Raw genomic sequence first — 13,194 nt, forward strand, 5'->3', positions numbered from 1 at the left:
GAAAGGCCCCCGCCCGCGGGAGCCTTTGCGTGCGACGTCGCGAGCTGACTCAGATGGCGGCGACGTTGACGGCCTTGGGGCCCTTGTCGCCCTGCTCCTCGTCGTACGAGACCTTGGCGCCCTCGGCGAGCGAGCGGTACCCGTCCGCGTTGATGCCGGTGTGATGGACGAAGAGGTCCCTGCTGCCCTCATCGGGAGTGATGAAGCCGAAGCCCTTCTCGTCGCTGAACCACTTCACGGTTCCGGTCGGCACGTATGCCCTCCACTGCGATTCGTGCTGCATCCGCGGAGGAAGTTGTTTGTCCCCAACGAACCCGCGTGCGTCGCACTGCTTTGGCACCGGCGCGTTCGGCCGGCCTTACGGCGGAGAACGTACCAGGCCAAACCCTGCTACGCCACCCCTTTCCGTACAAGTGAGGGAATCACACGGAAGTGGTCGTAATCGACCATGTTTGCTGGGACTTCACGCGCCCAGCGAGATCGCCGAGGTGGCCGCCCACGTCGGCGCCAGCTCGCCGGTCGCCAACACCCGTTCGAGCGCCGCGACCGCCTCGGCCGCGAACTGCGTCCCGGCCCCCGCGCGGCACTCCGCCAGCGCGACCTCCGGTGGCTTCGGCGGGCGGTGGCTGCTCGGCCCCGTCATCGCGTCCCACGCGTCGGCGACGGCCAGCAGCCTCGCGCCCGGCGGGATCGCCTCGCCGACGAGCCCGTCGGGGTAGCCGCCGCCGTCAGGGCGCTCGTGGTGAGAGCGGATCCAGGCGACCTGCTCGGCACTCAGCACCTCGGAGGCGATCTCCGCGCCGAGCCTCGCGTGCTCGCGCAACTGCGCCGCCGCGGCCGGCGAACGGTCGCCCTTGTTCAAGACCTCCTCCGGCACGCCGATCTTGCCGACGTCGTGCACGAGCGCCGCCTCGCGCAGCAGCGCCAGCCGCTGCGGCGGCCAGCCGGACGCGCGCGCCAGTCGCACCGCCAGCTCGGCGACGCGCTCGGAATGCCGCTCGCTGTCGGGGTCCTTCGCGTCGACCGCGCGAGCGAGCGCGCCGATCCCCAGCAGCGCCTGACGGCGCGCGCCGCGCTCGGCGCGCTGCACCGAGCCGTGCTGGTGGTCGAGCAGCTCCGGCACCCAGCGTGCGACGACGTCACGGCCCTGGGCCTTCGCCCAGTAGAGCGCGTCGTCGGCGCTGCGCACCATCCCGTCGCCGTCGTTGCCGAGCCGCAGGTCGCTGACGCCGATCGAGACGGTCACGACGCCGGCGGCACCGATCGGCTCGTGCGAGACCAGCTGGCGGATCCGCTCGGCCGCCGCGTAGGTCTCGTCGGCGTCGGCCTCCGGCAGCAGCAGCGCCAGCTCGTCGCCGCCCAGCCGTGCCAGCAGCTCGCCGGCGCGGACCGTCGAGGCGGCGCGTCGCGCGACCGTCACGAGCACGTCGTCGCCGACCTGGTGGCCGAACGTGTCGTTGACGAACTTGAAGCCGTCGAGGTCGATCAGCGCGAGACCCAGGTTGCGGCCGTGACGGCGGGCGCGCTCGGCCTCGCCGACCAGCCGCTCGCGGAAGGCGCGCTGGTTGGCCAAGCCGGTGAGCGGGTCGGTGACGGCCTGCGCGGCGAGCGCGCCGCGCGCCTCCGCGTTCGTGATCGCGGCCGCGATCAGCTCGGCGAAGTCGGCGACACGGTGCTCGACCTCGGGCGCGAACGGCTCGCCGCCCGACAGCACGGCGACGAAGCCCCAGACGTGCTGGCCGCTGCCGATCGGGGCGCCGGCGCGGTAGCGGAACGGCTGGTGGCCGGGGCCGCCGTCGGCGCGCGCCGGTTCGCCGCGTCGCAATGCGGCGGCGATCCCGCCGTCCTCGAGCGACAGCAGACCGTCGAGCGCGAGCGGCTCGACCCCTTCGCGCCCCCACGTCCCGATCACGCGCGCGTGACGCTCGTCCTCGTAGCGGACGACCGCGCCGGCGTCGGCGCCGTAGGCGCGTGCCGCCTCGGCCGCGACGAGCGTGTGGACGGCCTCGGGATCGGCGCCGTGGGCGACCGCGGTCGCGACGTGGCGCAGCGCTCTGCGCTCGCGCACGTCGAGCGCCCGCTCGTGCTCGTGCGCGGCGACCGCGGCGAGGTCGTCGAGCGTCGCGCGCTCCTCGTCGGTCCACGCGCGCGGGCGCACGTCGTAGACGCAGAGCGCGCCGAAGACGGCGCCGTCGCGACCGCGCAGGGCCGCCGCGACGCAGGCGATGGCGCCGAGCCCGGCTGCCGCGGCGCCGCCGCGCAGCCGCGGGGTCGCGCGCAGGTCGGCGACCGCGAGCGGTCCGTCGAGCGAGGCCGCCGCCGCGCCCGGGAGCGCGTCGTCGAAGAGGTCGCCGTCGGACCACGCCTCCGGCAGCCCGCAGCCGGCGACGAGCGCGTGCGGGCCGGCGAGCCCGAGCGCGGCGGCCGCGGGCGTGGCGGTCATGCCGGCGCCGCAGCGCAGCGCGATCAGGGCCGATGGTGCGCCGAGGCTGCGCGCGGCAAGGCGCGCGACACGCTCGAACACCATCGCATCCGCATCATCGGCAAGCTGACCCATTCCGGAACATCCTCGTCTGCTGCACCGTGACCGCGCGCGGAACCTGGACGAACGTTCAACAAAGCGATCGGTAGCTGACCAAACGTGTTCCCGACTGGACCGATAGAAGGCATCACGCGTCAGCGCTCTGTCATCTGGAGCGTCCGCCCGGTCAGCGGCCGACGCGACTTGGCGCTGAGGCGCGGGTCAGTCGCCGAGGCGCGACATGCGCGCGAGCGCCTCATGGCACTCGACGACGCGTCTGCGGACCGGGTCTCTGTCGGGCCGGTCGTGGACGAGGTCCCACGTGCGGTCCGCGATCTCGCGCGCGTTCTCCGGCGTCGCGCTCTCCCACAGCTTGTCGACGAGCAGCAGCTCGAACGACTCGACCTGCTTCTCCGGTCTGCCCGGAGGGACTCTCGGGAGCGGGGTTCCGGTGACCTCGCGCCACATTCCAGTGGCGACGAGCAGGCGGTTGCGAAGAGTGACTGGATCCATGGTGAAAGGGCCGCGCGGCGTCGGGGTCCCGGCATCCTAGGCGACTTGCGCGCGAAGCGGCGCGTCGCCGTTGACCGGTGCCGCTCAGAGCGCCGGCAGACGCTGCGCCGAGCCGAGCATCGGCGCGAACAGGTCGCCCTGCTCGGCGACCCGCCGCAGCACCTCCGGCGGCTCGAACGCGAGCCGTTCGGTCGCGCCGGCGGCGTGCGCTTCGCGCAGCTCCTCCCACGTCAGCGGCGTCGAGACGGTCGGGCGCTCCTTCGCGCGCACGGAGTAGACCGAGACGGTCGTCTTGTGGACGTCGTTCTGGCTCCAGTCGACGAGCACCTTGCCCGTGCGCAGCGACTTCGTCATGCGTGAGACCACCAGCTCCGGCAGGCGCTGCTCCAGCAGCTCGGCGATCCGTCTGGCGAACGGCTTCGTCTGCGCGTAGGTCGCGCTGCGCTCACCGAGCGGGAGATAGACCTGCAGCCCCTTCGAGCCGGAGGTCTTGACGACGCTGCGCAATCCCAGCTGACCGAACAGCCCCTCCAGCAGCAGCGCGACCTCGGCGCACTCGGCGAGGCCGGCGCCGTCGCCAGGATCGAGGTCGAAGACGACCGCCGTCGGATGCTCCATGTCGCGCGCGAGCGACAGCGACGGGTGCAGCTCGATCGCCGCGAGGTTGGCGACCCACGCCAGCGTCGCCGCGTCCTGCACGAGCGTGTAGTCGATCCGTCTGCGCTCGCTGGAGCTGAAGATCGACGCCGTCTGGACCCACTCGGGCCGATGGGCGGGCGAGTTCTTCTCGTAGAACGTTCTGCCCTCGACGCCGTTGGGCCAGCGCCGCAGCGTGACCGGACGATCTTGCAGGTGCGGCAGCAGCGTCGGCGCGATCGCGACGTAGAACTCGATCAGCTCGCCCTTCGTGAAGCCGCTCCGAGGGAACAGCACCTTGTCCCAGTTCGACAGTCTCTGGCCGCGCAGGTCGGCGCGCTCGCGCACGACCTGCTCGGGCGGCTTGTCGTCGCGCAGCCCCTTGAAGACCGGCTGGCGCAGCAGTCCCTCGCGCGTGCGCTCGCTGTACTCGACGTCGGCGACCAGCAGCGGCTCGACCCAGCGGGCGGTGCGCGGGATCGCGGCCGATCTCGATCCGCTCGCCGTGCCGCCTTGCGCGCTTGCGCTCGCTCTCGCGAAGGGGCGGGTTCTGCGCTCCAGCTCGCGCAGGCGCGCGAGCAGCTCGTCGAGCTGCGCCTCGCTGAGGCCGCTGCCGACGCGGCCGGCGTATCGGAGCGGGCCGCCGGGCTCGTCACGGTCACCGACCAGCAGCGCGCCGATGCGACCTTCGCGGTTGCCCTCCCCCGGGAGCCAGCCGCCGATCACCAGCTCCTGCCGCAGGCGGTTGCGCAGCTTCAGCCAGCTGCCGCCGCGGCGGCCCGGCTCGTAGCGGCTGTCGAGCCGCTTGGCGACGATCCCCTCCAGCCCCTGCTCGCGCGTCGCCGCCAGCAGCGCCGCGCCGTTGCCGCGATGGTAGGCGGGGACGCGCCAGGCGGCGCCGTCGAGCGCCAGCCCGTCGAGGACCGCGCGGCGCGCCTCGTAGGGGGTGTCGAGCAGCGAGCGGCCGTCGCGATGGAGCAGGTCGAAGATCACGTACGTGACGGGATTGCCGCGCGCGGCCCGTCTGATCGCCGCCTCGCTGCCGGCGTTCATGCGGCTCTGCAGCCGTTCGAAGCTCGGCTTGCCGGCGTCGTCGAGTGCGACCAGCTCACCGTCGAGCAGGACCTCGTAGATGCCGCGGGCGGCGAGCGCACGGCCGATCGGCTTGATCTCCGGATAGCGGTCGGTGATCTCCCGCTGGGTGCGGCTCTCGATCCGCACCTGACCGTGGTCGCACCACAGCAGCGCGCGGATCCCATCCCACTTGACCTCGTGGCCCCACTGCTCCTCCTGCGCGCGCGGCGGCAGCTCGCCGGCCTTCGCCAGCATCGGCGGCAGGTGCTCGGGCAGCCGCTCGCGCGCGGGATCCTGAGGCGGATCCATGCGGTGGATCATCCACTCGTCTCTTCTGCCGATCGGGAAGAGGCCGTAGCGGCCCTCGACCCGCTCGCCGCGCAGCGTCACCTCGACCTTTCTGGCGGTGAACTCATGCGTCTCGTAGGTGCCGCGGTCGAAGATCTCCATCGTGCCGGCGCCGTAGCTGCCGGCCGGTATCTCGCCGTGGAAGTCGAGGTATCTGAGCGGATGGTCCTCGGTCCGCACCGCGATGCGATCGTCGCCGCGATCGAGCGGGACCCCGCGCGGCAGCGCCCACGAGGCGAGCGTGCCGTCGTGCTCCAGCCGCAGGTCCCAGTGCAGGCGCGTGGCGTCGTGCTGCTGGATCACGAACCTGGGCGACTTCGTCGCCTTGGAAGATCGGCTGGGGCCGATCTTCCGGGGCGAGGCGTCGTCCTCCCCGCCCGCCGGCTCGCTCGTCGCGTCGAAGTCGCGCTTGGCGCGGTAGTCGGCGAGGCGATCGGCTCTGCGGGGCATGGCGCCACCGTACCCTCCGCCGGCGCTCGCACATACGTCCAGACGCGCATGCTCGTCGCGATCAGACATACGTCCAAGGCACGTAGACGCGCTTCGGGAGGGACGGCGGCCGGGCCGATGGTCGGGCACCATGCGCCACCGACTCTTCACTCGCGTCGTCGTCCTCGTGCTCGCCTCCTACGTCGCTCTCCCGGCCGCCGCCCACGGCGCCGGCAGAGCCAAGTCGTCGACCGCCGCCTGCGCCTCGGCGCAGGTCGAGGTGGTCACGACGACGGTCGCGAAGGCCGCCGACGCGACCCTCTGCCTGCTCAACCGCGAACGCTCCGCGCGCAACCTCAAGCCGCTGCGGATCAACCCGAAGCTGACCCGCGCGGCGCTGGCGCACTCGCGCAACATGGTCGAGCAGCGTTTCTTCGAGCACGACTCCCCCGACGGCCGCACGCCGTTCCAGCGGATGCTGTCGACCCAGTACGTGCCGAAGGGCGCGACCTGGACGCTCGGCGAGAACATCGGCTGGGGGACGCTGGCGCTGGCGCAGCCGGCCGCGCTCGTGAAGGCGTGGATGGACAGCCCCGGCCACCGCCAGAACATCCTCAACGGCCGCTTCCGCGAGATCGGGATCGGCATCGCGGTCGGCGTGCCGCTGCGCGACAGCAGCCTGTCGGGCCAGCCGGGCGCGACGTACACGACCGACTTCGGCTTCCACGGGTAGGCGCGTCGGGCCGCGCCGGGCGGGCCGCGCGCGGCTGGGCGAGGCGCTCGCCGCCGCGCCGGGCGCGCGGCTATCGTCGCGGGCCATGGCTACGACTCCGAACGACCTCTGGCTCGTCCGTCACGGCGAGACCGAGTGGTCGCTGACCCGCCGGCACACCGGCCGCACCGACATCCCGCTGACGGCCAACGGCGAGCGCCAGGCCGCGACGGTCGAGCCGCGCCTGCGCGACGTCGACTTCGCGCTCGTGCTGTCGAGCCCGCTCCAGCGTGCCCGCCGCACCGCCGAGCTGGCCGGCTTCGCTGACCGGCTGCAGCTCGACGACGACCTCGTCGAGGTCGACTACGGCGAGTACGAGGGCATCACCACCGCCGCGATCCGCGAGCAGCGGCCCGACTGGGACCTGTGGCGCGACGGCTGCCCCGGGGGCGAGACGATCGCCCAGACCGCCGCCCGCGTCGCCAGGGTGATCGAGCGGGCCCGCGCCGCTGACGGCCCGGTCCTGATCGTCGCCCACGCCCACCTGCTGCGCACGCTCGCGCCGGTCGCGCTCGGCCTCCACCCCGACGCCGGCCGCCACCTGCTCGTCGACCCGACCAGCATCTCGATCATCGGCAACGAGCGCGGAACGCCGGCGCTGAAGCTCTGGAACGACCTCGGTCACCTGCCGGAGGGCTGAGTCGCGCGGGCCCGGCGATCCGTTCGGGGCGCCGGGCCGTAGTGGGTGGTGATGCGACTCGACGGCGCCACCTGCCTCGTCACCGGGGCCAACCGGGGGATCGGGCGCGCGCTGGCGGCGGAGCTGGCGAAGCGGCCGGTGCGGCTGCTCGCCGGCGTGCGGTCGCTCGACAGATGGGAGCCGCTGGAGGTCGCGGGCAGCCGGGTGCGCGAGGTCGTGCCGGTGCGGCTCGACCTCTCCAGTCGCGAAGCGCTCGACGGCTGCTTCGCGGAACTGGGTGACGAGCTCGACGCGATCGACGTGCTCGTCAACAACGCCGGCCAGATGACGGGCGGGCTGCTGGAGGAGCAGCGGATGGATGAGATCGAGGCGATGGTGCAGGTCAACCTGCTCGCCGCGATCCAGCTGACGCAGCGGGTGCTGCCCGGGATGGTCGCGCGCGGACGCGGCACGATCGTCAACAACGCCTCGATCAGCGGCTACGCCTACTTCCCCTCCGCTTCGACCTACGCCGCCTCGAAGGCCGGGATCGTCGCCTTCACCGAGTCGCTCCAGCGCGAGCTGCGCGGCACCGGCGTGCGCACGCTCCAGCTCGTGACGCCCGGCGTCGAATCCGACATGCTCGACGCGACGACCGAGCTGTACTCACGCCACCTCGACACCTCTGGCTGGGAGACGGTCCCCGCCGCCGAGTGGGCGCGCCGCGCGGTCGAGGCGATCGAGCAGGACAAGCGCGTGCTCGGTCCCGGCGGCAAGACGGCGCTCGCCAAGCTCGCCTCGCGCGGGCCTGCCCAGCTGCTCGACGCGATCGCGGGGCGGGGCTTCAGCCGGACGCCGCGCCGGTAAGAGGCGCCGATCGGGCGGCTTCAGCCGGACGCCGCGCCGCTGAGCGCGTCGTCCTCGGGGCGCTCGAAGGTGACCGCGTCGGGCAGCGGCGGCAGTGACGGCAGCGGCTCGCGGCGGAAGCCCGGCTTGGCCAGCACGACCTGCACGTCCTGGATCCGCCGCTCGGCGAAGCCGGCCTCGCAGTAGGCCAGGTACAGCTCCCAGACGCGGCGGAAGCGCTCGTCGTAGCCGCGGCCCTCCAGCTCCGGCCACGCCGCGACGAAGTTGCGCCGCCACGCCGCGAGCGTCGGGACGTAGTGGTCGCTGATGTCCTCCAGCCGCACGCTGCGCAGGTCGGTGCGTCCGACCGAGCGCTCGATCGCCGCCATCGACGGCAGCGTGCCGCCGGGAAAGATGAACGCGTTGATGAAGCCGACCGAGGCGCGCTCGACGCGGTAGGTGAGGTCGGAGGTGACGATCGCCTGCAGCAGCATCGCGCCGTCGGGCTTCAACCGGTCGGCGCAGATATGGAAGTAGGTGTCGAGGTGCTCCCAGCCGACCGCCTCGATCATCTCGATCGAGACGAGCTTGTCGAACCGACCGCGCAGGTCGCGGTAGTCCTGCAGCAGGACGGTGACGCGCCCCTGCAGGCCGGCCGCGCGCACCGCCGCGACGGCGTGGTCGTGCTGCGCGCGCGAGATCGTCGTCGTCGTGACGCGGCAGCCGTGGCGCCCGGCGGCATGGATCGCGAAGCCGCCCCAGCCGCTGCCGATCTCCAGCACGTGGTCGTCGGGGCCGAGGTCGAGCGTGCGGCAGATCCGCTCCAGCTTCGCGACCGACGCCTCGTGCAGCGTCGCGTCGGGCCGCTCGAAGATGCCGCACGAGTACATCATCGTCTCGTCGAGGAAGCTGCCGAACAGCTCGTTGCCGAGGTCGTAGTGGGCGGCGATCCGCTCGCGCGAGCGCTCGCGCGTGTTCGCGCGCAGCTTCCACGTCGCGCGCTGGACCGGCCCGACGAGCGGCAGCAGCCGCTCGCGCGCGCGGTCGCCGGCGACCATCGCGCGGGCCGCGATCCGCACCAGCGTCACCAGCTCGCCGCACTCCCACAGCCCGTCCATGTAGGCACGGCCGAGACCGACGCCGCGGCCGCCGACCAGCTCCGTCCAGAACGCCGGCGAGCGCACGACGATCCGTGCCCGCAGCGACTCCTCCGGCTGCGGTGCCTGTGTGCCGAAGACGGTCACCCGCCCGCCCGGCTCCTCCAGCTCGATCTCGCCGCCGCGGACGCGCCGCAGGAGCGCGTGAGCGACAGCGCGGGCGGCGCGCTGCGCGGGTGTCATCGCACGGCCTCCGCGCGCTCTGCATCAGGCGCGCCGTGGTTTGCGTCAGCCGCGCCGCAGATTGCGTCAGCCGCGCTGCAGATTGCGTCAGCCGCGCCCGGTGCCGCCGGCTTCCCATGCCAGCTCGCGCCCTTCAGCTTCAAGCGCAGCGCCTCGAGGTAGATCCGCACCAGCACCCAGACGGTCATGAACGGGTGGCGCAGCGGGATCGTCGTGAGGGTGCAGCGCGTGATCGGGCGGCGACGCAGCGCCAGGCCCGCGTCGAAGACGACCGCGCCGTCGCGCTCGTTGGCGATCGAGATGGCGATCCGCTCGCCGGGGGTCGAGATCCGCCATACGTACTCCTGCTCCATCTCCATCAGCGGCGAGACGTGGAGCGCCTTGCGATGCCGGCTGACCAGCATGTCGTCAGCGTTCCCATCCGCGCCCGCGACGTATGCATGACGCTCACCCCACGGCGTGTTCGTCACCTCCGCGACGACCGCCTCGGCGCGCTCGCCGGCGGCGTCGAAGCACCAGTAGAAGGTGACCGGGTTGAAGCCGACGCCCCACGTGCGCACCTGCGTCAGCATCCGCACCGGGCCGGCCGGTCGCATGCCCAGCCGCTCCTGGACGAGGTCGCGGACCGCGTTGCCGAGCGGCTGCGCCGGGTCGCCGAGGTAGTCGGCCCGCCGCCACCACGCGACCGCCCGCCGCCGCGCCGACCACAGCGGATGACCGTCGAACAGCTGCGGCAGCTCGTCGAGGTCGAGATAGAGCAGGTAGAGACGCGCGCGGAAGGCGTGCTCGACCGGGGTGCGGCGACGGTGGGTGACGACGCCCTCGTAGAAGGCAGAGACGGGCGCCGTGCGTGATGGGGCAGGCGTGGCACGGGGCGGCATCACAGCCTCCCTCCCAGCCGTGCGCAGGCGCGCTCGGCGCTGACGACGCCGTCCTCGTGGAAGCCCCAGCCCCAGTAGGCGCCGCAGTACGACGTGCGACCGGCGTCCAGCTCCTCCCAGCGCAGCTGCGCGGCCCGGCCAGCCGCTGTGTAGACCGGGTGGTCGTAGGCGAATTGCGCGATCACGTGCTCGCGGCGGATCTCACCGCTGCGGTTGAGCGTGACGCAGAACTCGCGGTCGGCGTCGAGCTTCTGCAGGCGGTTCATGTGGTAGGTGACCGTCGGACGGCCGATCTCGCGCTCGCCGAGGTGGTAGTTCCAGCTCGCCCACGCCCGTCTGCGACGTGGCAGCATGCCGCGGTCGGTGTGCAGCACGACGTCGTTGCGCTGGTACGGGAAGGCGCCGAGCAGCTCCTGCTCGCGCTCGCTCGGGTCGGCAAGCATCCGCAGCGCCTGGTCGCTGTGGACCGCGATCACGACGTGGTCGAACAGCTCCGCCCCACCGCCGCGCGGCGTCACGAGGACAGCGTCGGCCCGTCGCTCGATCCGCTCCACGGGCGCCGACAGCCGCAGCCGTTCGCGCCCGAGGCGATCGAGGATCGCCTCGACGTAGCGGTGCGAGCCGCCGCTGACGGTCCGCCAGCGCGGGCGGTCGCGGAGGCCGAGCATCCCGTGGTTGTCGAAGAACTCGACGAGGAAGCGGGCGGGAAAGCTCCACAGCTGCGCCGGGTCGGCCGACCACACCGCCGCCGCCTGCGGCACGATCAGCCTCTCGACGAAGGCGTCGGAGTACCCGCGCGCCGCGAGGTAGTCGCGCAGCGACGGATCCCACGCCGAGCTGCTCGCGTCCAGCAGCTCGCGCGCCTCGCGGTTGAAGCGCACGAGGTCGGCGACCATCCGCTGGAACCACGGCGTGAGCAGATGGCTGCGCTTCGCGTAGAGGCCGTTCGGCGAGGCGCCGTTGTACTCGAAGTCGCCGACCGCGTCGGAGACGCCGAAGCTCATCTGGGCCGGCTGCGTCGCGACGCCGAGCTGCCCCAGCAGCCGCAGGAAGCGCGGGTAGTTGCGGTCGTTGTGGACGATGAAGCCGGTGTCGACGTCGTAGGCGCCGTGCTCGGTCTCGACCCGGACGGTGTGCGTGTGGCCGCCGGGATAGTCGTTGGCCTCGAACAGCGTGACGTCGTGACGGGCGTGCAGCAGGTGGGCGGCGACGAGCCCGGAGACGCCGGCGCCGATGATCGCGATCTTCACGCTGAGTCCTACGCGCGAGCGCCCGCTGCGGTTGAGTAGCCTCTCGCGAATGCCCGTCCGAGTGGAGCGCGACGGACCCGTCACGACGGTGATCCTCGACGAGCCCGGCGTCCGCAACGCCGTCGACCGCGCGACCGCCGACGCGCTCGCGGAGGCCTTCCGCGCCTTCGAGGCCGACGACGACGCCTCGGTCGCGGTGCTGTGGGGCGCCGGCGGGACCTTCTGCGCCGGTGCCAATCTGAAGGCAGTCGCGGACGGCGAGGGCAACCGCGTCGCGCCCGACGGCGACGGGCCGATGGGCCCGACGCGGATGCTGCTGAGCAAGCCGGTCGTCGCGGCGATCTCCGGCCACGCCGTCGCGGGCGGCCTGGAGCTCGCGCTGTGGTGCGACCTGCGCATCGTCGAGGAGGACGCGGTGCTCGGCGTCTTCTGCCGCCGCTGGGGCGTCCCGCTGATCGACGGCGGCACGGTGCGGCTGCCGCGGATCGTCGGCCTCGGCCGCGCGCTCGACCTGATCCTCACCGGCCGCCCGGTGAGCGCGAAGGAGGCGCTCGCGATCGGGCTGGCGACGCTCGTCGTGCCGCCCGGCGAGTCGCGCACGGCCGCCGAGGCGCTCGCGCGCGAGCTGGCCCGCTTCCCGCAGCTGTGCATGCGCCACGACCGCCTCTCGGCGTACGAGCAGCACGAGCTGCCGCTGGAGCAGGCGCTCGCCAACGAGCTGCGTCACGGCCTCGTCGCGCTCGAGCACGAGGCGCTCGACGGGGCGGCCAGATTCGCTGCTGGCGAAGGACGCCACGGCGCCGCGGCCGAATGACCCGCGACGGCCGCTTCGCGCCGAGCCCCAGCGGCACGCTGCACGTCGGCAACCTGCGCACCGCGCTGCTCGCCTGGCTGTTCGCCCGGCGCGCCGAGGCGCGCTTCCTCGTGCGAATCGAAGACCTCGACCCCGGCCGCTCGCGGCGCGAGCACGAGCAGCGCCAGCTCGCCGACCTCGCCGCGGTCGGGCTCGACTGGGACGGTCCGATCGAGCGCCAGTCGGAACGGCACGAGCTGTACCGCGCCGCGCTGGAGCAGCTGCGCGCGGCGGATCGCGTCTACCCCTGCTGGTGCACGCGCGCGGAGATCCGCGAGGCGGCGTCGGCGGCGCACGCACCGCTGCCGGAGGGCGCCTATCCCGGCACCTGTCGCGAGCTGACCGCAGCTCAGCGGGCTGAGCGCGAGGCGTCCGGCCGCACGCCCGCGCTGCGGCTCGACGCGGGCGCCGAGCGGGTCGCCTTCGACGACCGGCTCCACGGCCGCGTCGAGGGGGTCGTCGACGACTTCGTGCTGTGGAGAGGCGACGGCACGCCGGCGTACAACCTCGCCGTCGTCGTCGACGACGGCGACCAGAGGATCGGCGAGGTCGTGCGCGGCGACGACCTGCTCGACTCGACCCCGCGGCAGCTGCTGCTGCAGCGCCTGCTCGGCCTGCGGGCGCCGTCGTACGCGCACGTGCCGCTCGTGCTCGCGCCCGACGGCAGACGGCTCGCCAAGCGCCACGGCGCGGTGACGCTGGAGGACCTGCACGACGCACGCGGCTGGGAGCCGGCCGACGCGCTCGGCTGGATGGCCGTCAGCCTCGGGCTCGCCGAGCCGGGCGAGCGCGTCACGCCCGCCCTGCTGGAGAGCCGCTTCTCGCCGCGGCGACTGCCGCGCGAACCGGCGACCTTCGACGCGGCCGACCAGCGGCCGCGGTAGTCCTTCGGCCGCTGACTAGCGCCCGCCGCGCGAGCTGCTGCCGCGCGAAGAGCCGCTGCTGCCGCGCGAGCCGCCGCCGGAGCCGCCGGCACCGCCGGAGCCACCGCGCGACGAGCCGCCGCGCGAGGAGGACGAGCCGCCGCCGTAGGAGCCGCCGCCGCGCGAGGAGGCGCCGCCGCCCTGCTGGCCGCGATGACGAAGAAGGCGATCGACCTGCTGAAGAGCGAC

13 protein-coding genes are annotated in these 13,194 nt (G+C 73.3%); 5 read left to right on the forward strand and 8 right to left on the reverse strand.

Annotated features, from left to right (window positions below):
• Positions 1–49: 49 nt before the first annotated feature.
• The 4 genes from R7226_RS19280 to ligD form a co-directional block, all read right to left on the reverse strand.
• Positions 50–253, reverse strand: a complete 204-nt coding sequence (locus R7226_RS19280; RefSeq protein WP_318598891.1) for a cold-shock protein — start codon at positions 251–253, stop codon at positions 50–52.
• A 210-nt stretch (positions 254–463) separates the two neighbouring features.
• Positions 464–2,527, reverse strand: coding sequence for a sensor domain-containing diguanylate cyclase/phosphohydrolase (locus R7226_RS19285; RefSeq protein ID WP_318598893.1), 2,064 nt, complete (start codon positions 2,525–2,527; stop codon positions 464–466).
• Between the two features lie 216 nt (positions 2,528–2,743).
• Positions 2,744–3,034 carry a hypothetical protein gene (locus tag R7226_RS19290; RefSeq protein ID WP_318598895.1) on the reverse strand — a complete coding sequence of 97 codons (291 nt, stop codon included), beginning with the start codon at positions 3,032–3,034 and terminating at the stop codon, positions 2,744–2,746.
• A gap of 84 nt (positions 3,035–3,118) precedes the next feature.
• Positions 3,119–5,542 (reverse strand): DNA ligase D, encoded by a 2,424-nt coding sequence (gene ligD / locus R7226_RS19295; RefSeq protein ID WP_318598896.1) that lies wholly within the window; start codon positions 5,540–5,542, stop codon positions 3,119–3,121.
• 130 nt (positions 5,543–5,672) lie between these two features.
• On the opposite strand from ligD, the gene R7226_RS19300 reads away from it, so the two are divergent.
• The 3 genes from R7226_RS19300 to R7226_RS19310 all read left to right on the forward strand — a co-directional run bounded on the left by R7226_RS19300 (position 5,673) and on the right by R7226_RS19310 (position 7,779).
• Positions 5,673–6,254, forward strand: coding sequence for a CAP domain-containing protein (locus tag R7226_RS19300; protein ID WP_318598897.1), 582 nt, complete (start codon positions 5,673–5,675; stop codon positions 6,252–6,254).
• 85 nt (positions 6,255–6,339) lie between these two features.
• Entirely contained in the window at positions 6,340–6,933 is a 594-nt protein-coding gene (locus R7226_RS19305; protein WP_318598898.1) for a histidine phosphatase family protein, read from the forward strand.
• A 51-nt stretch (positions 6,934–6,984) separates the two neighbouring features.
• Entirely contained in the window at positions 6,985–7,779 is a 795-nt protein-coding gene (locus R7226_RS19310) for an SDR family NAD(P)-dependent oxidoreductase (RefSeq protein WP_318598899.1), read from the forward strand.
• Between the two features lie 20 nt (positions 7,780–7,799).
• Here R7226_RS19310 and R7226_RS19315 read toward each other — a convergent pair whose 3' ends face one another.
• From R7226_RS19315 to R7226_RS19325, 3 genes are read right to left on the reverse strand one after another with little or no spacing between them, the layout of a single operon-like run.
• Entirely contained in the window at positions 7,800–9,098 is a 1,299-nt protein-coding gene (locus R7226_RS19315) for a cyclopropane-fatty-acyl-phospholipid synthase family protein (RefSeq protein ID WP_318598900.1), read from the reverse strand.
• Complete coding sequence (locus R7226_RS19320; protein WP_318598901.1) at positions 9,095–9,979, reverse strand: DUF1365 domain-containing protein; 885 nt, start codon at positions 9,977–9,979, stop codon at positions 9,095–9,097. The genes R7226_RS19315 and R7226_RS19320 overlap by 4 nt, the downstream gene beginning before the upstream one ends.
• The gene (locus R7226_RS19325; protein WP_318598902.1) at positions 9,979–11,229 is read right to left on the reverse strand and encodes an NAD(P)/FAD-dependent oxidoreductase; all 1,251 of its coding nucleotides are present in this window, start codon (positions 11,227–11,229) and stop codon (positions 9,979–9,981) included. The genes R7226_RS19320 and R7226_RS19325 overlap by 1 nt, the downstream gene beginning before the upstream one ends.
• A 49-nt stretch (positions 11,230–11,278) precedes the next feature.
• Here R7226_RS19325 and R7226_RS19330 point away from each other — a divergent pair, with 49 nt between their 5' ends.
• Together R7226_RS19330 and gluQRS are read left to right on the forward strand one after the other, a co-directional pair.
• A complete protein-coding gene (locus R7226_RS19330; protein ID WP_318598903.1) occupies positions 11,279–12,043 on the forward strand; it encodes a crotonase/enoyl-CoA hydratase family protein in 765 nt (254 codons plus the stop codon).
• Complete coding sequence (gluQRS, locus tag R7226_RS19335; RefSeq protein ID WP_318598904.1) at positions 12,040–12,966, forward strand: tRNA glutamyl-Q(34) synthetase GluQRS; 927 nt, start codon at positions 12,040–12,042, stop codon at positions 12,964–12,966. Before R7226_RS19330 ends, gluQRS begins: the two co-directional genes overlap by 4 nt.
• A gap of 15 nt (positions 12,967–12,981) precedes the next feature.
• Here the strand turns inward: gluQRS and R7226_RS19340 are convergent.
• A partial coding sequence (locus R7226_RS19340; RefSeq protein ID WP_318598906.1) for a hypothetical protein occupies positions 12,982–13,194 on the reverse strand: 213 nt, incomplete at its 5' end.

This window comes from Conexibacter stalactiti (assembly GCF_033542075.1).
Classification (GTDB): domain Bacteria; phylum Actinomycetota; class Thermoleophilia; order Solirubrobacterales; family Solirubrobacteraceae; genus Conexibacter; species Conexibacter stalactiti.

Coding starts and splice junctions, on each gene's coding strand:
- R7226_RS19285 (WP_318598893.1), bottom strand. CDS start 2,527: ATGGTGTTCGAGCGTGTCGCGCGCCTTGCCGCGCGCAGCCTCGGCGCA.
- R7226_RS19290 (WP_318598895.1), bottom strand. CDS start 3,034: ATGGATCCAGTCACTCTTCGCAACCGCCTGCTCGTCGCCACTGGAATG.
- ligD (WP_318598896.1), bottom strand. CDS start 5,542: ATGCCCCGCAGAGCCGATCGCCTCGCCGACTACCGCGCCAAGCGCGAC.
- R7226_RS19300 (WP_318598897.1), top strand. CDS start 5,673: ATGCGCCACCGACTCTTCACTCGCGTCGTCGTCCTCGTGCTCGCCTCC.
- R7226_RS19305 (WP_318598898.1), top strand. CDS start 6,340: ATGGCTACGACTCCGAACGACCTCTGGCTCGTCCGTCACGGCGAGACC.
- R7226_RS19310 (WP_318598899.1), top strand. CDS start 6,985: ATGCGACTCGACGGCGCCACCTGCCTCGTCACCGGGGCCAACCGGGGG.
- R7226_RS19315 (WP_318598900.1), bottom strand. CDS start 9,098: ATGACACCCGCGCAGCGCGCCGCCCGCGCTGTCGCTCACGCGCTCCTG.
- R7226_RS19320 (WP_318598901.1), bottom strand. CDS start 9,979: ATGCCGCCCCGTGCCACGCCTGCCCCATCACGCACGGCGCCCGTCTCT.
- R7226_RS19330 (WP_318598903.1), top strand. CDS start 11,279: ATGCCCGTCCGAGTGGAGCGCGACGGACCCGTCACGACGGTGATCCTC.
- gluQRS (WP_318598904.1), top strand. CDS start 12,040: ATGACCCGCGACGGCCGCTTCGCGCCGAGCCCCAGCGGCACGCTGCAC.